General features: G+C 42.9%; 19 protein-coding genes. 3 read left to right on the forward strand and 16 right to left on the reverse strand.

Annotated features, from left to right (window positions below; all coding sequences use genetic code 11):
- The first annotated feature begins 116 nt into the window (after positions 1–116).
- Positions 117–1,289, forward strand: a complete 1,173-nt coding sequence (locus tag HMPREF1195_RS06240; RefSeq protein WP_023919189.1) for an aminoacetone oxidase — start codon at positions 117–119, stop codon at positions 1,287–1,289.
- A 36-nt stretch (positions 1,290–1,325) separates the two neighbouring features.
- On the opposite strand, the gene HMPREF1195_RS06245 is transcribed toward HMPREF1195_RS06240, so the two are convergent.
- The 11 genes from HMPREF1195_RS06245 to tsaB all read right to left on the reverse strand — a co-directional run bounded on the left by HMPREF1195_RS06245 (position 1,326) and on the right by tsaB (position 9,339).
- Positions 1,326–1,988, reverse strand: a complete 663-nt coding sequence (locus tag HMPREF1195_RS06245) for a hypothetical protein (protein WP_023919191.1) — start codon at positions 1,986–1,988, stop codon at positions 1,326–1,328.
- A gap of 102 nt (positions 1,989–2,090) precedes the next feature.
- Entirely contained in the window at positions 2,091–2,417 is a 327-nt protein-coding gene (locus tag HMPREF1195_RS06250; protein ID WP_023919193.1) for an AzlD domain-containing protein, read from the reverse strand.
- Positions 2,404–3,099, reverse strand: a complete 696-nt coding sequence (locus HMPREF1195_RS06255) for an AzlC family ABC transporter permease (RefSeq protein ID WP_023919195.1) — start codon at positions 3,097–3,099, stop codon at positions 2,404–2,406. The genes HMPREF1195_RS06250 and HMPREF1195_RS06255 overlap by 14 nt, the downstream gene beginning before the upstream one ends.
- Before the next feature lie 109 nt (positions 3,100–3,208).
- Positions 3,209–3,796, reverse strand: a complete 588-nt coding sequence (locus HMPREF1195_RS06260; RefSeq protein ID WP_023919197.1) for a hypothetical protein — start codon at positions 3,794–3,796, stop codon at positions 3,209–3,211.
- A 1-nt stretch (position 3,797) separates the two neighbouring features.
- Positions 3,798–4,466 carry a DUF443 domain-containing protein gene (locus HMPREF1195_RS06265; protein WP_023919199.1) on the reverse strand — a complete coding sequence of 223 codons (669 nt, stop codon included), beginning with the start codon at positions 4,464–4,466 and terminating at the stop codon, positions 3,798–3,800.
- 94 nt (positions 4,467–4,560) lie between these two features.
- Complete coding sequence (locus HMPREF1195_RS06270) at positions 4,561–5,478, reverse strand: hypothetical protein (RefSeq protein ID WP_225305912.1); 918 nt, start codon at positions 5,476–5,478, stop codon at positions 4,561–4,563.
- Positions 5,479–5,515: 37 nt separating this feature from the next.
- Entirely contained in the window at positions 5,516–6,061 is a 546-nt protein-coding gene (locus HMPREF1195_RS06275; protein ID WP_023919203.1) for a hypothetical protein, read from the reverse strand.
- A 51-nt stretch (positions 6,062–6,112) separates the two neighbouring features.
- Positions 6,113–7,201: a hypothetical protein gene (locus HMPREF1195_RS06280; protein WP_023919204.1), complete on the reverse strand. Its 1,089-nt coding sequence runs from the start codon at positions 7,199–7,201 to the stop codon at positions 6,113–6,115.
- A 20-nt stretch (positions 7,202–7,221) separates the two neighbouring features.
- Positions 7,222–8,232, reverse strand: a complete 1,011-nt coding sequence (tsaD, locus tag HMPREF1195_RS06285) for a tRNA (adenosine(37)-N6)-threonylcarbamoyltransferase complex transferase subunit TsaD (protein ID WP_023919206.1) — start codon at positions 8,230–8,232, stop codon at positions 7,222–7,224.
- Complete coding sequence (rimI, locus tag HMPREF1195_RS06290) at positions 8,222–8,659, reverse strand: ribosomal protein S18-alanine N-acetyltransferase (protein WP_023919208.1); 438 nt, start codon at positions 8,657–8,659, stop codon at positions 8,222–8,224. Before rimI ends, tsaD begins: the two co-directional genes overlap by 11 nt.
- Entirely contained in the window at positions 8,656–9,339 is a 684-nt protein-coding gene (gene tsaB / locus HMPREF1195_RS06295; RefSeq protein ID WP_023919210.1) for a tRNA (adenosine(37)-N6)-threonylcarbamoyltransferase complex dimerization subunit type 1 TsaB, read from the reverse strand. Before tsaB ends, rimI begins: the two co-directional genes overlap by 4 nt.
- Positions 9,340–9,631: 292 nt before the next feature.
- Between tsaB and HMPREF1195_RS06300 the strand changes: the two genes are divergently transcribed.
- Both HMPREF1195_RS06300 and rnjA read left to right on the forward strand, forming a co-directional pair.
- Complete coding sequence (locus tag HMPREF1195_RS06300) at positions 9,632–9,862, forward strand: DNA-directed RNA polymerase subunit epsilon (RefSeq protein ID WP_021153967.1); 231 nt, start codon at positions 9,632–9,634, stop codon at positions 9,860–9,862.
- 3 nt (positions 9,863–9,865) lie between these two features.
- Positions 9,866–11,548, forward strand: coding sequence for a ribonuclease J1 (rnjA, locus tag HMPREF1195_RS06305; RefSeq protein ID WP_023919212.1), 1,683 nt, complete (start codon positions 9,866–9,868; stop codon positions 11,546–11,548).
- 252 nt (positions 11,549–11,800) lie between these two features.
- Here the strand turns inward: rnjA and glnA are convergent, their stop codons facing one another.
- The 5 genes from glnA to HMPREF1195_RS06330 form a co-directional block, all read right to left on the reverse strand.
- Positions 11,801–13,147, reverse strand: coding sequence for a type I glutamate--ammonia ligase (gene glnA / locus HMPREF1195_RS06310; RefSeq protein ID WP_023919214.1), 1,347 nt, complete (start codon positions 13,145–13,147; stop codon positions 11,801–11,803).
- Between the two features lie 39 nt (positions 13,148–13,186).
- Positions 13,187–13,546 (reverse strand): MerR family transcriptional regulator, encoded by a 360-nt coding sequence (locus HMPREF1195_RS06315; protein WP_003008872.1) that lies wholly within the window; start codon positions 13,544–13,546, stop codon positions 13,187–13,189.
- A 67-nt stretch (positions 13,547–13,613) separates the two neighbouring features.
- Positions 13,614–14,147 carry an FUSC family protein gene (locus HMPREF1195_RS06320; RefSeq protein ID WP_003008874.1) on the reverse strand — a complete coding sequence of 178 codons (534 nt, stop codon included), beginning with the start codon at positions 14,145–14,147 and terminating at the stop codon, positions 13,614–13,616.
- Between the two features lie 268 nt (positions 14,148–14,415).
- A complete protein-coding gene (locus HMPREF1195_RS06325; protein WP_003008876.1) occupies positions 14,416–15,615 on the reverse strand; it encodes a phosphoglycerate kinase in 1,200 nt (399 codons plus the stop codon).
- Between the two features lie 202 nt (positions 15,616–15,817).
- On the reverse strand, positions 15,818–20,608 hold the full coding sequence (locus HMPREF1195_RS06330) for an endo-beta-N-acetylglucosaminidase (protein ID WP_023919218.1): 4,791 nt from the start codon (positions 20,606–20,608) through the stop codon (positions 15,818–15,820).
- Between the last annotated feature and the right edge of the window lie 211 nt (positions 20,609–20,819).

Consider the following 20,819-nt stretch of genomic DNA (forward strand, 5'->3'; position numbering starts at 1 on the left):
AAAAGCAAGCATCGAAAGATGCTTGTTTTTTTGATTCCTTCATTTTCCGAAGCCGTCCATAAAATGATATAATGGACAAAGCAAATCATGAAAGAAACAAAAGAAGGAAGAACGACATGACTCATTTTCACACCATTGTTATCGGCGGTGGCCCAGCAGGTATGATGGCGACCATTGCCAGCGCCTCTTATGGCCAACCTACGCTACTGATCGAAAAAAATAAAAAGCTGGGTAAGAAACTTGCAGGTACCGGAGGGGGGCGCTGTAATGTCACAAACAACGGGACCTTAGACGATTTGATGGCCGGTATCCCTGGAAATGGCCGTTTCCTTTACAGTGTGTTTTCCCAATTTGATAATCATGATATCATCCAATTTTTTACCGATAATGGCGTCAAGTTAAAAGTCGAAGACCATGGCCGGGTCTTTCCTGTTAGTGATCAATCTCGCACCATTATTCAAGCCTTAGAAAATAAGATTCTTGAGCTTAGTGCTAGCATTGCCACCAACTGTGAAGTGGTCTCTGTCACCAAGCCAGAAGACGTCTTCATCGTCAAATCAGCTGAAAACACTTGGACAGCTGATAAGCTGATCGTTACGACTGGAGGCAAATCCTACCCTTCTACCGGCTCTACTGGCTACGGACACGAAATTGCCCGTCACTTCAAACATAACATTACGGATCTAGAAGCGGCAGAAAGCCCTCTTTTGACAGATTTCCCACACAAGGCCCTCCAAGGTATCTCTCTGACAGATGTGACCCTCAGCTACGGCAAACACATCATCACACACGACCTTCTCTTTACCCATTTTGGACTTTCTGGCCCTGCAGCCCTTCGGATGTCCAGCTTTGTTAAAGGCGGCGAAATCTTATCTCTGGACCTCCTTCCGACTACCTCTTCTCAAGAGTTAAAAGACTTTCTAAAAGAGCATCGAGAAAAGGCGATTAAAAATAGCCTCAAAGCCCTTCTTCCTGAACGATTAGCTGATTTCTTGGCGCAAGGATTCCCTGAAAAAGCCAAGCAACTCACTCCTCCTCAGACAGAAGAGCTCATTCAAAACATCAAAGAGATGCCTATTCCTGTTACTGGGAAGATGTCTCTAGCTAAGTCCTTTGTCACCAAGGGCGGCGTCAGCCTCAAAGAAATCAATCCTAAAACCCTAGAAAGTAAGCTAGTTCCTGGGCTCCACTTTGCAGGAGAAGTCCTCGATATCAATGCCCATACAGGCGGTTTTAATATCACATCCGCCCTCTGTACCGGTTGGGTAGCAGGGATCCTTCATTATTAAAAAAAACGAACTCGATTTTCCATCGAGTTCGTCTTTTTATTGTTCTTTGGTTAATGAAAAACGGAAATCATTGTATTTGGTGTAGTCAAATTCTGTATTGACAGGCGCTGTGAAAACAATCGGGGTATAGTGTCCTTCTTCTAAGACAAAACCTGGCTCCAGTCGGAAGTTGGCTACACCTAGCCCTGTGATCCCAGGAAGCAAGGCATCCGCTCCATCAAGACCTTCAGCATCCCAATAGTAGATATTTCCAGTTGCTTTGACAGCTCTAGCCGTATAGGTCGCTGTCCGAGTCGGTTCGCTATCATTTTTGAAGCTAACCACTGTTGTCACATCTCCATTGGCATCCACAGTCATTTTAATCGCATCCGCTTGTGGGCTAGATCCTACCCAAGTTCCCACCAGTTCTGCAGGGACAGTAGCTTGCGTCGTAGTAGACGCATTCTCGGTCTTACCAGAGTCTTTTGAAGCTGTCGCGCTACTGGCTTGAGTCGAAGAGCTAGCTGTATCGTTTGCCTGAGAGGAAGATGCCGCACTCTTTTTGCTATTACTTTTAGCTTTTTTCTCTACCTTGCTGGTAGATGCTTTTTCGGATGAGGAAGCTGTTTTTTTATCCTTAGCACCACAACCACCGAGAGCTAGACCAAGTGAAGCAGCCACCAGAACAGCGGCACTCCAACGGAAGATTGATTTTTTCATACGATCACCTCTTTATCTTTCTGACTACCATTATACTCCAATTGTTACAAAAATCAAGTTTTTTTGTAACAATTGTAATTTTTTTGTAACATATTTTTCCATTTAAAACACCAATCGTAATAGGGCGATCAAGACAATTCCAAACAAAACAGTTCCCATAAGGTTTTTGTAACGAAAGGCTACAAAGAGACTGGGAATGGTCACCACTAGGTCCAACCAGTGAAACTGCGGGAGGCTTCCAATTTTCCCATCTACTAAGCTTGATAAAACCAAGGCAAAGATAATGGAAATAGGCAGGTATTTGAGAAAGCGAGTTACAGGAGCCGGCAGTCCCTTGTATTTGACTAAGAGGAAGGGCAAGATCCGAGGAATCCAGGTAACGAGGGCTGAGGCCAGAATGGCCATGAAGATATAACTATTCACGCGCATCACAGACCACCCCCACAAAACAGCCGATCAAGGTCGCAGCTAACACTGCTAGAGGTTGCGAAACAAAAAAGAGTAAGAGAAAGAAACTCACTGCTACTGCTAACAGCACCATGAGCATGGTCTTGGTCTTTTCTGTTAGTTGCATTCCTTGAAACTGGGCTGCAAAAATCCCAATAAACATAGCCACTAAGGCAAAATCAAGCCCAAAAGCCTTTGGATCAGGTAGGAGAGATCCCAGAGCTGTTCCGATAACCGTCGCACTGATCCAAGCCACATAGCCTACTAGATTGTTCCCATGCATCCAAGGAACTGTAATGGTATCCGTCTTTAACTTCTCACTCAAGTAGACCCCATAACTCTCATCGGTCAGGAGACTTCCAATCCCAATGGTATGAGCAAGGCTCGCATCCTTAAAATCCGTGGACGTATGCAGACTCATCAACATATTCCGGAGATTGATCAAACACACCGTCAAGGCCATATTCAGAATCGAAGAGTGGGCCGCAATCAGAGAGAGCATCGCAAACTGAGCTGCCCCAGCATAGACCAAGACACTCATCAAGGCCATCTCCAAAGGAGAAAGATAGGGAGACGCCACCACACCGCAAGCTAGGCCAATACTGATATAGCCCAAAGCAGTCGGTAGCGCGTCCCTCACCCCCTGCCAAAAATCTTTTTCCACTCTCTCACTCCTTTCTGAATCATTGACCTCTATTATAACACAAGAAAAAAAGTTGAAAAGGGACCAATGAGAGAGAATGGATAAGCCTCGATATATTTCTATCTCTCCCCTAATGATTCACTTTTAAATCCGACATCTCTAATGACATCTTTTCTTCTTGTGTCATGCTCTCGACAATTTGTTTTTGCTCGCTGGATATTGGCAAGATCAAAATCGTAGCAGATTGATCCGGCAATGCTCCACTGTCACTAATTTTATAGCCAATCCGTTGATGTTGATAAATGAATTGCCCATCATATTTCCAATTTAATGAAAAGTCAAAATCCTTATCAATTTGAAATCCAGCTTTGTTAATCAATAGAAAAACGGCATATTCTTGTTGATTAGATGAGAAAGTTGCTCCAGTATAGTTGATCGATAGGCTTCCTTTATTTCCAAGTTCTGGATGTTCCTTGGTTAATTTCTTCCCTAATTCAATTACATTTGATTCTTTTCCTTCATACTGTGGTCCCACCACAAACTGCAAGCCTTTTTCATTTTTAACAGTTGAAGACTCTTTTGAAATCTGCTCCGTTTTGCTCTGCGAAGAATCTTTTGATTCCTGTCGAGACTGGACGCATGCTGTTAATGATAGAAGCGCTACTAACAAAACGATCGTTTTTTCATCATTTCTACTCCTTTTTCTTGTCCATTTCATTCTAGTTACTTTTTTCGATGACTATCTCTTCTACACTATCAAACTGTAAATTCCCTGTTTTAGCTCCTAAAAGAACTGGAACTTTACCAAATTCAAAGGTCAATAGAAAAGCCGTAAGAATACCGCCTATCACCAAAAAGATCCCCTCTTGTCCATTATTGTTGAATAAATACATGGCTAAACAGGCCAGTAAGACAACATTTAATAGATGGGCATCAAAAATTTGCTTTCTTTCTGGTATCGGCTTGAAAGTCACCCTGTATCTCTTCCTCGCTGTAGGAAATAGATTCTTAACTTTTTTACGAGCCTTTGCTATAGAAAATCGAAAGAACGCAAAAGATATAAGCATGGCAACCATGAATAAGACCATCTTTAGAAAAATTTGCTGACTAATATCATACTCACTGAATAGATTTTGTAAGAGTCTATAAACCACTCCAACAAATGGCTGGACTATAATGGCTGCTGTCCCTCCTTTTATTTTATTGATGGGTGTGCCTGGAATTTCAACTTTTTTATTTACTTCCATCATCTCAACAGTGATAGCTTCCGTTGGCATCCCCCAATAATAGAGCTTAGGCTTCATGGTACTAGCATCTAACAGAAATTTTTTGCCATTGTACTCTACCAGTTGGTGACAGAAAATACTTGTTTCTTTATATTCTAACATCCTATTTACTTCCTACATGCTTTCAACATAGCGTCCTAGACGGTACTAACCTGATCAAATCCAGCTTTCTTCTCCCAACCTTCCAGATGAGGCTTTACTCAGCCAATTCACCACCTTTTCCATTGTAGTATTGTTTAAACTCATCATAAGAACGAATTTCATGTTCTTGACCATCTATTGAGTACCGAGCTTCAATTTTTACACCAGGTAAGGTGTCCTGTCCTTTAGGTGCAAACCAGTGAAGAAGAGTATCAAACCATTCCTTACTACTTAACAACTGTAATCTAGGTTCAATCCAGTACTCACCACTCAACATTTTCTCTTTGAATTCCGGATAAATTACAAATAAATTGATATCTGTATTTACATTCTTAGCCTGTTTCTGAAATTTAAATCCTGCTTGAAGGTCAAAACCGGTATTCTTATCGATTAATTCCATTAAATTTGTATAGTCTATTATTTTTTCCTTAACTGCACTGCCCTCTGGGATGGCATATTTGCTATAGTATTTCTGTTCATCCAACTTGTAATAAATATTTTTCCCATTTCCAATACTACGTTCCATTGCGCTACGAGAATCAAAATAGATTAGATCTACAACACTTACTCCACTATTAACATTTATTTGATAATCATAAATAAAGGCTTTTGGTGCTGTCTTACGAATCTCATCTAAAGCATTTACGGTTGTTTCTTTAAAATGATTGTCAATCTCGTAATATCGGAATCCGACATACTCCCATTTTATTCTGTCATCGGTTTTTACATAGTCAAAACCAACCAGATACTTCCCATCAACCAAGGTCAGATCCTTACTCAAAACAAATTGATTTTTCTCACCAAATAGCTGAACATCCTTGAGATTCCCTTCATGAATGATTTTTGTTGAGCTAGGTCTCTTTTCGATAGGTTTTTTCTTAGTCTCTGAAGGTTTAAAATAAAACACCAAACCAACTATAACACCCAATATGAAAACCAGTTTCAAACTTAAAATTTTTTTCAATACATCCACCTACTTTTCAAAATCCTCTTGACCATCAGAGATTTTCTTACTTACCATTTTCCACTTCTTGAGATATGATCTCTATCATATAAGGCCATTTGGATAATTGGTAATCAAATTTAAACATAAATATCACTAAAAAACTAATGAGCAAAAAGAGGACTGCAATGGTTTCATTGCCAATCACAAACAAAAGAATCGCGGCTACAGTTAGGAGTCTAAAAAGATTAAGGATACAGGTGAAGTACACCCTTCGTCTCTTCAAGGACCTGATCAATTTTTTTCCTTGATCCTCCTCTAACTTGGATGGCTGTAATTTCAGACTCGCATGGTAATATCGAATGATCCACGCCGCAAGAAAGTAGGAGAAGACACCTAAAATTGGAATCGTTCCAAGTCGTACCAACTGATTGTCAAATATTCCAGCCTCCGCTAATCCATCCGAAATTTTGTTGATAATAAATAATGTAATAGGGAGCAGTACATAAGACCAGTAGTTAGGAGAAGATGTCTCTTCTAGTATGACTTTTTCCTCCCAATCAAAATGGAAATTCTTGTTCTCCCATATTCCTAAATTAATCATTGTTTGCATAACAACCTCTTTTTCACTCTCCTTGTATGTTTTCTAAAAATTCTCTCAGTATCAATATGAAAAAGATTTACCGTTATAATACTTTTGAATCTCGTCGAACTGAGAGATTTTCGTATCCTTATTTTCTATACTCAGTTCTTTAGGTAGGTAAGCATGATCGTACACAGAAGAACCTAATTTAAGAAATTCTGATTCAAGATCTATCAATTCTTTTCCATTCGTAATGGCACCATTCTCAGAATTGATCACTTTATACGCAAAACCTTCTGGTTTTGAAAAGAGTTTAAATGCTGTCGGATAAGATGCTCTTAAATTGATATCCCCTTTGAAAGATTTTTCCTTCCAAAAATAATTATCAAACGGAAGAACTCCAGCAGTGTAGCCTTTACGGGTAGAAATGGAGAGATACACTCTATTTTTCTCATTAACTTCTTCTTCCGTTATTTCTTTATCGATTTTAAGGGTTTTAAGATTAAGCAAGAAATAACGTGACTGAGTTTGCTTCATAATTTTAATGATAGCGTAGTCATTCCCATTCATTTTTCGAAGAGTAGGGAAAGGACTATAGAGCTCAAAATCATCGTTTTTTACATACTCCACCATCATCTTCCAAAGATCGACTTCCTTTCGTTTCGCCTTACTCCCTGTCAAATCATAAATCTCTAAATGGGCAAATTCATCTGATTTCATTTTTTTCGATGGAATAATACCTCTTACTCTGTTCCTTTGTCTAACCAAATAATTAGAGTTCACCTCAACCCAATCTGATGAATCAGGAGACTTCAAAGATTTCTTCCGTTCTTTTTCATCAAACTTCCATTCGACCACAAGCCCATTTTTTGCACGGATAAATTGAAAGTCTTTAATATCAGATTTCGCATTATAGACCGAGAATTCGTAAGACTCTTTATCTTTGTCACTTTTTTCAATTTTCTTTTTTGATTCACATCCTGCAACCAGTAGCAAACAGACAGCAAAGACAAGAATCGTACCAATTCTATATTTATAGCTCTTCTCTTTCTTCATATCTATTCTCTTCCACCTCAGTTTCATTCCTTCTATCATACCGAATTTTCTTTCACCTCGCAAATCCGCTACTAGTTGGTGAGATTCCAGCAAAAAAGCCATTGGACCTTGCACATCCAATTGGCTCCTTTTTCTTATTCAATTCCTTCAAAGGCCAAGCTTGGTTTGGCATTGAGGTCCCAGCCTGCGAAGTTTTCTTTGTTCCATTCACTAACGCTAGCATAGGCAATCATCCCTGCATTGTCCCCGCAGAGACGCAGAGGCGGAATGATGACCTTAACATCCGTGATGTCAGAAGCCAAGCGTTCACGGAGACCTTGGTTGGCTGCGACCCCACCCGCAACGACTAGAGTCTTGACTGGATATTTCTCCAAAGCCTTCTTGGTCTTGGCCATGAGAATGTCTAAGACGGCTGCTTGGAAACTCGCTGACAGGTCCGCATTAGAGAGACTTTCCCCTTTTTGCTGGGCATTGTGGTGCAGATTGATAAAGGCCGATTTGAGCCCTGAAAAAGAAAATTCCAGATTGTCTTCTTTGATCATGGCCCGTGGAAAATCATAAATATCAGCCCCTTGGTGGGCTAGCTGATCAATCTCACGTCCTGCTGGATAGGTCAAGCCCATCACGCGCCCGACCTTGTCATAAGCCTCTCCTACAGCGTCATCACGGGTCTCTCCGACGATCTTATAATCCCCCGCTTCACTGACATAGACCAACTCGGTATGTCCTCCACTCACCAGCAAGGCTAAGAGCGGAAATTCTAAGGGCTCGACGCTTTGAGCGGCCATCAAGTGCCCCGCCATATGATTGACAGGAATCAAAGGAAGGCCGTGCACCCAGGCAAAGGCCTTAGCTGCAGCCAAGCCGACTAAAAGAGCCCCAACCAGGCCTGGGCCGTAAGTAACGGCTACAGCAGTGACCTCGTCTTCTGTGATGCCGGCTTCTTCTAGGGCTTCTTCAATACATGCCGTGATGACTTCCACATGGTGACGAGAGGCTACCTCAGGCACTACTCCACCAAAACGCTTGTGACTTTCGATTTGACTGGCAATGACATTGGATAAGAGTTGGTCGTCATTTTTCAAGACAGCCACGCTGGTCTCATCACACGATGTCTCAAAAGCCAAAATATATCTATCTTTCATTTGGGTTCCTCTTCATGATCACGGCATCCTCTATCGGATCGTGATAGTAGTTTTTCCTCCGTGCAATTTCTTCAAAATGCATTTTTTTGTATAGGCCTTGGGCCGGTTGATTGGACACGCGCACTTCTAAGAAAATCTCTTTTTGGTCCGGCAACTGCGCGAGTAACTGCTGAGCTAGGCCTCGGCCCTGAAAGGCGCGCTTGACCGCAATCTGCAAAACCTCTGCTTCATAGAGAGTATCTTGAATGGCGACAAACCCAAGGACTTGTCCCTCATCCACAGCTAGGAAATAGGAGATCGATTCCTGCTCTAAATCGGCTTCGATCTGCTCCAACTTCCAGGGACTAGCTTCATAGACATCTTCCATCACAGAGAGAATAGCGGCTGCATCCTGAATTCGCCCCTTTTTGATTTCTACTTTGATCATAGACGCTTGATGTAGGAGGTCGTTGTTTCCGTGTGGTCTTTGAGCCAGTTTTCCTCCGCTTCGACCCGTTTGAGATAATTGGGGACAAAATCATGGAGGCTAGCAGGTACTTGTTTGAGGCCGAGACGTCCGATTTTCACTGCATCTGGCAGTGTTTCAGAGCAAGTAGCACTTGGCAGGCTAGAGGCAATCTGCTCCTTAAAAGCCGTGACCTCTCCGACAAAGGTGACCTGCTCACTCGTTGCTGCACGCTCTAGGACTTCCTCAAATGGAAAATGCCCTTCTGGCGCGACCAGCTGATCTCCTTGGTAAAAACCCGCATAGACGTTGTTCCGACGGGCATCCATGACAGGTACTACCAAACCTTCTAGATCATCCGGCACTAGGGCTAAGAGGCTTGAAACCCCGACCAATTCAATCCCTAAAGTATGAGCCAAGGTCTTTGCGGTTGCGACTGCAATGCGCAGCCCAGTATAGCTCCCAGGACCTTCTGCCACCACGATGCGGTCCAAGTCCTTGGGTGTCAAGTCGATTTGTTGCATCAAAAAATCGATGACCGGCATCAAGGTGATACTATGATTCTTTTTAATGGTTAAAGTTGTTTCTGCAAGTAGAGTCTCATCTTCTAAAATCGCTACAGAAAGAGCCTTACTCGAGGTATCAAATGCTAATAATTTCATTTCCTACTCCTCTTGAACTGGATTATATTATACTACAAATTCCCTTCAAATCCCAGCGAAACTTTCCCTTAGAGTGCAGGATTTTCATATCCAAAACCTCTCAAAAGCTTCTCTATTATAGGTCTTTGCCTCTCTGACTTTTCCAGTCTATCTTTTACTTACAGGCGAATTTATGATATAATGATAATTAATTGTATCGAATCAGGTCCACTAGTTGCGAGTAGAAAACTCTAGTGATTGCACTCCTTCGCAGCTAACAAATAGACCGAAATAATGAAAGGAAAATTACTTCATGATTTACAAAGTTTTTTATCAGGAAACAAAAGAACGGAACCCTCGTCGTGAAACGACGCATGCACTTTATCTCGATATTGATGCACCGAATGAACGCGAAGGACGCATCCAAGCACGTCAATTGGTTGAAGCAAACACAGATTTCAACATTGAATTTATCACACCACTTTCTGAGCAACATCTTGCTTACGAGAAAGAGTCAGGTGCTTTTGAACTAACGGAGTACTAATCCATGGCTTATACCTTAAAACCTGAAGAAGTTGGTGTATTTGCCATTGGTGGACTTGGAGAGATCGGAAAAAATACCTACGGGATCGAATACCAAGATGAAATCATCATTGTCGATGCCGGGATCAAATTTCCAGAAGATGACCTCCTTGGGATCGACTATGTAATCCCAGATTACTCTTATATCGTTGACAATATCGATCGCGTCAAAGCGGTCCTCATTACCCACGGGCACGAAGACCACATCGGTGGGATTCCTTTCCTTTTGAAGCAAGCCAATGTCCCTATCTATGCTGGGCCTTTGGCGCTTGCCTTAATCCGTGGAAAATTAGAAGAGCATGGTCTTCTTCGTGATGCTAAACTCTACGAAATCAATCAAAACACTGAGCTTCAATTTAAAAATCTTAAAGCAACCTTCTTCCGTACGACTCACTCGATTCCAGAACCTTTAGGGATTGTGATTCACACCCCTCAAGGAAAGATTGTTTGTACCGGAGACTTCAAATTCGACTTCACACCTGTTGGGGAACCAGCTGACCTCCATCGTATGGCAGCTCTTGGAGAAGAAGGCGTTCTCTGCCTGCTTTCAGACTCAACCAACGCGGAAATCCCAACCTTTACCAACTCTGAAAAAGTGGTTGGCCAATCCATCATGAAGATCATCGAAGGGATCCACGGACGCATCATCTTTGCTTCCTTTGCTTCGAATATCTTCCGTCTCCAACAAGCTGCTGAGGCTGCTGTCAAGACCGGTCGCAAGATCGTCGTCTTTGGACGCTCGATGGAAAAAGCCATCGTCAATGGAATCGAGCTTGGCTACATCAAGGTCCCCGCTGGAACCATTATCGAGCCAAATGAGATCAAAGACTATGCGGCCAATGAGATCCTGATCATGTGTACAGGAAGCCAAGGAGAGCCAATGGCAGCCCTCTCTCGGATTGCCAACGGAACGCACCGCCAAGTGCAACTCCAACCAGGAGATACTGTGATCTTCTCTTCTAGTCCAATTCCTGGAAATACAACCAGTGTGAATAAATTAATCAATACGATTTCTGAAGCGGGTGTAGAGGTCATTCACGGGAAGATCAACAATATCCATACTTCTGGACACGGGGGGCAACAAGAACAAAAACTTATGCTCCGCTTGATCAAACCAAAATACTTCATGCCTGTCCATGGTGAATACCGGATGCAGAAGATCCACGCAGGACTTGCGCGTGATTGCGGAGTGGAAAAAGACAATATCTACATCATGAGTAATGGTGATGTCCTCGCTCTAACAGCCAACTCTGCTCGGATCGCAGGAAGCTTCAATGCTCAAGATATCTATGTCGATGGAAATCGTATCGGTGAAATCGGGGCTGCTGTCCTTCGTGACCGGAGAGACCTTTCCGAAGACGGTGTCGTGCTTGCCGTTGCGACTGTTGACTTCAAATCGAAGATGATCCTGGCTGGACCAGACATCTTGAGCCGTGGTTTTATCTACATGCGTGAATCAGGAGATCTGATCCGTGAAAGCCAACGCATCCTCTTCAATGCAATTCGCATCGCCTTGAAGAACAAAGATGCCAATATCCAAACCGTCAATGGTGCGATTGTTAATGCCCTCCGCCCATTCTTATACGAGAGCACGGAACGTGAACCTATCATTATCCCAATGATTCTCACACCAGATGACGAAAATTAAAAAAACAACCAGTTGAGACCACTGTTTCAACTGGTTTTATGATGACTTTTTGAGGATCAAAAAGAGAGTGGGACAGAAATCGGTAATTCGTTAGAATTCGATTTCGTCGTCCCACCTCCGCACAGTTGAGTAGGGCTGTAAAAGCTGATGAAATCAGCGTAGTAGAGCCCACTCAACCACTGCATCTTGCTCGACAATCCAAAAACAATTGAGAGGCTAGGACTTTTGTCCCAGCCTCTTTACTCTTGTTTCTTAATAAAGATCTAAATAGTTGTCTACTTCCCATTGGGATACGAAGGTCGCATAGCTTGCCCATTCGATTCGTTTGGCTTCAAGAAAGCTGGTGTAGATGTGTTCACCCAAGGCAGCTTTCACCACTTCGTCTTCTGTCAAGGCTTTCAAGGCATTGTGAAGGGTAGAAGGTAGATCTGTGATTCCAGCTGCTCTACGTTCTTCCGGTGTCATCACATAGATATTTTCTTCGATCGGAGCAGGTGCTTCGATTTTATTTTCAATCCCGTGAAGGCCGACTTCAAGCAAGACTGCCAAGGCTACATAAGGATTGGCCATTGGGTCTACGGAGCGCAATTCCAAACGAGTTCCCATACCACGTGATGCTGGCACACGTACCAATGGGGAACGGTTGCGACCTGCCCAAGCGATATAAACGGGAGCTTCATATCCAGGAACCAAACGTTTATAAGAGTTGACAGTCGGGTTGGTCACGGCTGTAAAGTTGTAGGCATGCTTGATCAAACCACCCAAGAAGTGATAAGCTGTTTCTGACAATTGCATTCCACGTGGATCTTCCGGATCAAAGAAGGCATTGTTGCCATCCTGGTCAAAGAGAGACATATTACAGTGCATACCTGATCCGGCAATTCCAAATTTTGGTTTGGCCATAAAGGTTGCATACAAGCCGTGTTTACGAGCGATAGTTTTCACGACAAGTTTAAAGATTTGGATCTTGTCACAAGCGCGGAGAACTTCGTCATACTTAAAGTCGATTTCATGCTGACCAACGGCTACTTCGTGGTGACTGGCTTCTACTTCAAAGCCCATCTTGGTCAAGACATTCACGATTTCACGACGAGTGTTATCCGCAAGATCTGTTGGAGCCAAGTCAAAATAGCCACCTTTGTCGTTTACTTCAAGAGTTGGATCTCCATTTTCGTCCAACTTAAAGAGGAAGAATTCTGGTTCTGGTCCAAGGTTAAAGGATTTGAAGCCAAGTTTTTCCATATGACGAAGGGCACGTTTCAAGTTGCCACGTGGGTCTCCTGCAAATGGTTCCCCTTCTGTCGTATAGACATCACAGATCAAGCCAGCTACGCTACCATTTTCATCTCCCCAAGGGAAAACTGTCCATGTATCTAAATCTGGGTAAAGATACATGTCTGACTCGTTGATACGGACAAATCCTTCGATAGAAGAACCATCAAACATGGCTTTGTTTGAAAGAACCTTGTCCAGTTGCTCATCGGTAGCTGGAATTTCGACGTTCTTCATGGTTCCCAAAATATCAGAGAACATCAAGCGAATAAAAGTAACATTTTTTTCTTTTACTTCACGGCGAATATCTGCAGCAGTAATTGACATTTTTGTCTCCTTAAAATAGATTACAAGCTTATGAAATGATCAACGAAATTGACCATATGGCGATGGGGAAGATGTGAAGCGACTTTGCTGAAGAATGTCACGATGAAGAGCCTTACGGATCTCTTCTTGACTGACAACCTTGGTTTGCTCTTGCTCTTTTTCCGCATATTTCTTCTTAATATCCGCAATATTGAAGCCATCTGAGATATAATCTTTGATCTCAAGCAGGCGGTCCATATCGTCCAACGAATACATGCGGCGATTGCCTTCTGTCCGATCAGGAGAAATCAATCCCTGATCTTCATAATAACGAATCTGGCGAGCTGTCAAGTCGGTCAGCTTCATAACACTTCCAATTGGAAAAACTGCCAGCGAGCGTCGTAATTCCTTTTCCTTCATACCATTCCTCTTTCTATTCTATTATATCGAAAAAAAAATCTATGTCAAGATTAAATGTTATATAATCTTACATAGGTTTTTTGTGTTTCTTGAGAAAATCGCGAATGCGATCCACATCCGAATTGACCAAAATCGCAACGAAAACGCCAATAAAGGTCTCAAATATTCGGGCAAAAACATACAAGAAGGTTTCTCCGTTAGGAATCGAGAGGGTAATGATCAGCATTGCCGAAACTCCTCCAATAATTCCTGCTTTGTTATTCATAGCGACATTTGTCATAATGGTTAACATGGTCGCAATGGGTACAAAAATAAGAGTCACCCAATACGCCCCATGAAAGAGCGTTTTTAAAAGGAAGAACAATACAGCATAAAAACCTCCGATACTGTTGCCCATGACACGCGAAGCCCCAAAGTGGACACTCTTATCAAAGTCTTCCCTCAAACTAAAAACAGCTGTCAACGTCCCGATCTGAAGGCCTCGCCAGCCAAATATTCCAAAAATAAGTAGTACAATAAAAACGGCAATCCCTGTTTTAAAGGTTCTCATCCCCAAACGGAATTTGGACCAATCAAATTTGTGTCGTTTAAAGTAATCCATGGTCACCTATCTTTCTATTTCTATTATTCTACCATATTTTCAGAAAGGAGAGAACAGATATAAATAGAAAGAAAAAAGAGAGCGGGACAGAAATCGGTAATTCGTTAGAATTCGATTTCGTCGTCCCACCTCCGTACAGTTGAGTAGGGCTATAAAAGCTGATGAAATCAGCCTAGTAGAGCCCACTCAACCACTGCGTCTTGCTCGACAATCCAAAAATAATTGAGAGGCTAGGACTTTTGTCCCAGCCTCTTTCATTCTATTTAGATTATTTGTCTGTAAGAGCAGCCAATCCTGGAAGTTCTTTACCTTCAAGGAGTTCCATAGAAGCACCACCACCAGTAGAGATCCATGAGAACTTGTCTGCACGGCCAAGGTTGATCGCAGCAGCAGCTGAGTCACCACCACCGATGATTGATTTAACGCCTGGTTGTTTCACGATAGCGTCCATCACACCGATTGTACCAGCTTGGAAGTCAGGGTTTTCAAATACACCCATAGGTCCGTTCCATACAACTGTTTTCGCACCAGTCAATTCTTGGTCGAATTTAGCGATTGATTTAGGACCGATATCAAGACCAAGGAATCCTGGATCTACTGCTTCACCTTCAGTGTCTTTCACTTCAGTGTAGTCAGCAAATGCGTTCGCTTCTTTTGAGTCAACTGGCAAGATCAATTTGCCGTTTGATTTTTCAAGAAGAGCTTTCGCCACATCCAATTTGTCTTCTTCTACAAGTGAGTTACCGATTTCGATACCTTGTGCTTTGTAGAATGTGTAAGTCATCCCACCACCGATAAGGACTTTATCAGCTTTTTCAAGCAAGTTTTCGATAACACCGATCTTGTCAGATACTTTAGATCCACCAAGGATAGCTACGAATGGACGTTCTGGAGCTTCAACTGCTTCTTTGATGTAAGCAATTTCGTTTTCAAGAAGGAATCCAGCAACAGCTTTATCAACGTTTGCAGAGATACCAACGTTAGATGCGTGTGCACGGTGAGCAGTACCGAAGGCATCGTTTACGAAAATACCATCTCCAAGTGATGCCCAGTATTTACCAAGTTCAGGATCGTTTTTAGATTCTTTCTTGCCATCAACATCTTCGAAACGAGTGTTTTCAACCAAGAGAACTTGTCCATCTTCAAGAGCGTTAACAGCTGCTTCCAATTCAGCACCACGTGTAACACCTGGGATAAATTTAACTTCTTGACCCAATTTAGCAGCCAAGTCAGCAGCTACAGGAGCAAGTGATTTACCTTCTTTATCTGCTTCTTCTTTTACACGTCCAAGGTGAGAGAAGAGGATTGCACGTCCACCTTGTTCAAGGATGTACTTGATAGTTGGAAGAGCTGCAGTGATACGGTTATCGTTAGTGATCACGCCATCTTTTACAGGAACGTTGAAGTCAACACGAACGAGAACTTTTTTCCCTTTCAAGTCAACGTCTTTAACAGTCAATTTTGCCATTAGATATGACTCCTTCTTTTTTTAATACATGATAATTATATCACAAAAGCTGTAAAAGAGGTAGAAAAATCCAATGCTTTTCCCCTCTAATTCACAGGATCCGAACGACACTTCTAAATACAAGATCAAACCTCTCTGGTTTTCACCAGAGAGGTTTTTTGAGAGTGACTTTTTAAGTGAACGAAAGAATCCTGTAAAAGACTTACTCTTCTTTCTTCTTACCAGCCAAGAGGAAGCTGCCTAAGGCTGCTAGGAGAACAGCTTCAGCTGCATAGGAAGCTTCTAGGCTTGCCGTATTTGGCAAGTGTTCCGATTGACTTTCTTTGCTGGCATCTTTTGTTCCTTGCTGAACTGTTGGCTGTGAGTTCGCTCCTTGGTGGGCACTTAACAACTGATGGATCTCTTGATCGACCATATCCTTGTGTTCTTCCTCCTGATGACCCGCTTGAGTAGAAGTCGTTGGGGCCAACTGATCCACTTGAGAAGACTCTGTAGGCTTCAATGGATTAGCTGGATCCGGAGTTACTGGGGCAGCTGGTTGGACTGGTTGATTTGGTTGAGCTGGTTGAACAGGCTGATCAGGTTTAGCCGGTTCCTCTGGTTGGATCGGTTGATCTGGTCCTTCCGTTTGTGCTGGTTTATAGACAATCGCATAGTGAGTAAAGTGAGGAGCTGTAAAGATGACTACATCTCCAACTCTCTCAAAGGCCAAGGATTGAGGAGCTTGACCTTCTGGGAAGAAGAGAACTTGCTCCACTTCTTTATCCTTATCCACAGGGATTTTCACAAGGGATGGATGGTGGGTATCAATATCTTGACCGCTGGCATCCACGCCTTCAATATCAAAGACGATTCCTTCTCGACCCTTCAGCTCTTCTTTTTCTGCCTGATTGGCTTCAACTTTTGCGACTTTCAGTCCTTTGACAACGGTTGGCTCTAAGTTGGAGAATTGAACTTCGACTCCAGTCGCAGGGTCTATAAAGACCGCTGGCTTATCTTCTTTCAGGAGCGCAATCAAGGTCTCTAGACCTGTCTTAGCTGTTCCAAGCGCTTCAGGAGTGAGCTCTGAAGAAGCTAGGAGTTCTTTATTTTTCTCCAGGAGTGCCTGCAAAGCGTCACCAGAAGGGTGATTTGGCTTGCTTGCTAATAGAGCGGTCGCTTCAGTTGTTAGGGCAGAAAGAGCTTCTTTTTCTTTTGTTAGATTGGCTTGACCATCCAAGGCTTTCAAGAGAGCGGTCAATTGGTTCAACTGCTCATTGACTTGATCTTGTGTGCTGGTATCATGCTCTTTCAAGACTTTTTCAGAAGCAACCATTCCAGCTAGCAAAGCTTCTTTGACTTCAGGAGTCGCAAAAGTAAAGTCTACTTTGGCTTTTGCAGCTTCAGCTTCAGCCAATTTTTGCTTAAGGTATTCATCGTTGAGAGCTGGTTTTGGATTCACGAGGACATCAAAGCTTGTGCTAGCTCCTTTGTAATGGACCGTGATGGTTTGACGACCTTCCTTAGTCGTATCAAAGCCAGTTACTTCCACACCTTCATCTGTCAAGGCATGCGTTTCGGTCGTTTCATCTTCAAAGACGACTGTAAAGCGTCCGCCTTCTTTCTCCAATGCCTCTCCGACAATATATTCCACTTTTGGTTTGTCGGTCAATTCTAGACCAGCAACTGCTTTTTCACCTGCTTCTTCTGCACTGACCACAAAAACAGTGAGGGTCTTATCCAATTTCTGACCAAGGTAAGAGACTTCTAGGTGTTGTTCTCCCAGCTTGCTACTATCAAATCCATGAATCTCTACACCTGAGTTGGTGAGGTTGACCAGCTGATCTGCTTGGCCATCTTTATAATGAACGCGGAGAGTTGCCCCTTTCAAGGAAAGGGCATCGCCTTCCCGGTAGACCTTCTTGGTCAATCCATCTTCAAATTGAAGTCCCGCAATTTCTTTATCATTCTTTGGAACTTCGATCGCCAAAACATTACTGATATCTTTACCAGGAACTTGCGCGCGATAGTAAAGAAGAGATGGGGTTGATTCAAAAGCGAGCGGTTTAAATATGAGATTTCCAGCTTGATCGGCTGTCATAGTCGCAATTGGACTAGTGGCTTCTTTATCGGCATAAAGAGTCAGAGTAGTATTAGCTGGAACATCTTTGAAACCGACTTGGACAAAATGATTACCTAAGTTTTGCGCTGCAGCATGTTTCATCGAGATGTTGACCGTTTCAGTATCCAGACTTTCATACATCTTCCAGTTGTAAATCCGGATGGCTTGCCATGGGGTGCCGTTATCTGCTGTAATGACATGGAGACGCCAGTCTTGAGCCTTGATCGGATGATCCAGTGTAATGTCAGATACATGGGCTTTATTGCCACGAACTTCCTTGGCCAATTTCCACTCACCGGCTTCGTCCTTGTAGTAAAGGTCGAAGTCACGGGTATTCATCTTGCCATCATCGACAGATTCTCCACCAGCACCAGCATGGTCCATCACCCAACGAACAATGGTTCGAGGTTGTGTCAAGCGGATATCGACGGTTCCACTCAATTGAGCAGAAGACCATTTATCTGAAAGACTGGTAATGGTCCCATTTAACATGCCTTCAATGCCTTCACTACCATCCGCATCTGGGAAGCTCGAACCGATCACTTTGGCTCCAATGACTACGTTTGGCGCTAAAGCTTTTGGTAGACTGGTATCTGACACGGTCATGCCCCAATCAAAAGCTACAGTTCCCGCATCTGAACGTTGACCATTCTTTCCAACTGCCACAACCTTGAGTTCCTGAGTGGTTCCTTCAGCACTTGCTGAACGGCTAACTTTTGGAAGATAGACGGTTGTCGCAGAAGACCCTGTTAAAAGACGCCAGTTGTCGCCATCTTTTTCATAGACTTCATAATAATCCGCATCTGCTACCCCTTTAAAATTGAGGACTGCTTCTGCTTCTTGCGCATTTTGTAGACGTTTTGCCCGAACGGATACTTCTGCTGGAGTAGCTGGTTTCTCTTGGTTGGACGTAATCGACAATTGGCCGAGATTAAATTTGTAGTCTTTAACATCCGTATTATGGTCAAAGAACATCTTCACAGCATAAATGGTCTTGCCAGCCAAACTTCCCAAATCAAAGGTTTGAGTAGACCAATCCGCACTCGGTGTCAATTCTTTCCATTCGTATTCAGAGTAGTCTTCTTTGGTGGCAACAGCTACCCAGGCAGTAGCTCCGATCCCACCTTTATGACTGACGCTCAATTTTGTCGTTTCTGTCACAGGAATCTTGGTCGAATAGAGCATGACATTTTGACTGCTATTGGCTTTTAAATCTCCTTCGAAGGCTAGAGAATTTCCTCCATTGTAGGCTTGATCAAAATCATAGTGGCCTTTCAATGGCGTACTATCTTCACTATGCTCTACCCACCAACGCCAGGTCGGAAGGTAGCCAGAAACAGAACGGTAGTTCCATTCCCCTTCTTTAGAAATCTTGCCATCGACAAACCAGTGTTTTCCGTGACCAGTATTGAAGGAAGTATTGAAATCTTCACTTGTAATAGGAGTTTTGTCCACTACTAGATTGGACATACCGTACCAAGATTGGTCTGCTGGTTTTCCTTTAGTCGGATCTCCTTGGAAACCTGTCCAGAATAGATCTTCATGGGTATGGTATCCTTCTCCAGTCTTTCCTAGACCTGTAATGGTATCTGGCGCATAAAGACCAAGAGATAGACGCAACTTGCCATGTTCATCTAAAATGGCATTCCAGTCTACATTAGTCTTATAAGAGCCTCCTTTTTGGAGCTCAAGTCCAGCTAGAACATCATAAGGATTCCGATGAATCCATTTGGCTGTACTGATGGAATAATCCACTTCTGATTTGCCCCAGTTAAAGTTAGCAAAGAAGGTATCAACTGGATTTTCCCCATTTTCTGGCTGCATGAAATTGTAGTTGTATTCTCCCAGCGCATTCTCATGGTAACGGCCATATTCATAGGTCATAGCATCATACCAGGAATACTTAATCGGATAGTTCAGACTCTTCGCATATTCCTTGGTATAAAGAAGAAAATCTCTCAATTTTGGCCCCAATGGTTCTACAAGATTTCCGGTTGTTTCTTGGTTGATAAAGTAACCATCAAAGCCATAGTACTTAGCAAGTTCAACTAATTTACGGGCGATCGGGAAAGTTTTAGAGCCTTCACTATCTTCTTTCAAGGTTTCTGCAAAATGTTCTTGATCCTTGATGCTGCTAGACCAGTTATAAAAGATTGTTCCATAAATAGGAACCCCATTTCGGTGTGCAGCATCGATCACATCTGCTGATGGAACCAGCCCTTCCCAAAAGACCATGGAATCCAAATATTGCCAGTAATCAAAAGCGTAGGCCTTAAATTCTTCCCCGCCGACAGACGCATGATCCTTGGCTTTGGAGTTCATGTTTGACAGTGCTTGGATCTTCGCTTCAGGGTTGGCTTGTTCGTTAATTTGCTTCCCTTGAAAACGACTCGCAAGTGGGACGCTTGCTCTGTTCATATCGTCATCCACTCGTTTTCCTGGTTCCCACTTCAAGAGATCGTCCCAGGTATCGAACTTAACTTCTTTGGGTCTTAATTGTTTTTCTTCATTGGTTGGTAAATCAGCCACTTTTTCTGCAGCAGCTTTCGGTTTTTCAGTCTCTGAAACTGCTGGATGATCTGTAGTTGTCGAGCTAGCTTCTGTACTTGTAGGACTAGCCTCCGGAGTGACCGCTTCTGCGGCTGGTTTTTCCGTTTCTGCAGAAGGTAAGGCCGCATCTGCAGTATAGACGCCAGCTTCTCTCACTAGATGATTGACGTCTTCGGTCGTTGCTGAAGAGCTTTCCAAGGGTTGTTCACTAGTAGAAACCGCCTCATCTGCAGAGACAGCGCCTGTTCCCAAAAATGCTAACCCAATCAATGCGGAGCAAACTCCCACACTGAATTTTCGTATACTAAATCGTTCTTTCTTTTCAAATAGATGACCTTTCATCTTGACCTCCTTGTATGGTTTTTTTCTTTTTCTTGAGCGATTTCCATTGGCTCCTTCCTCCACGATCTGTAATCGCTTTCATTTTCTTGTATTAGAAATCTCCAATCAAGGATAGGATACCCTAATCTATTTAGCACTGTCAATCAATTTTAGCAATTCCTATAATATGATGAGAAAGCCCTAAAAAAAGTACAAAAAAAGAGGAGGTTTC

It is taken from the genome of Streptococcus parasanguinis CC87K (genome assembly GCF_000507765.1).
Taxonomy (GTDB): domain Bacteria; phylum Bacillota; class Bacilli; order Lactobacillales; family Streptococcaceae; genus Streptococcus; species Streptococcus parasanguinis_J.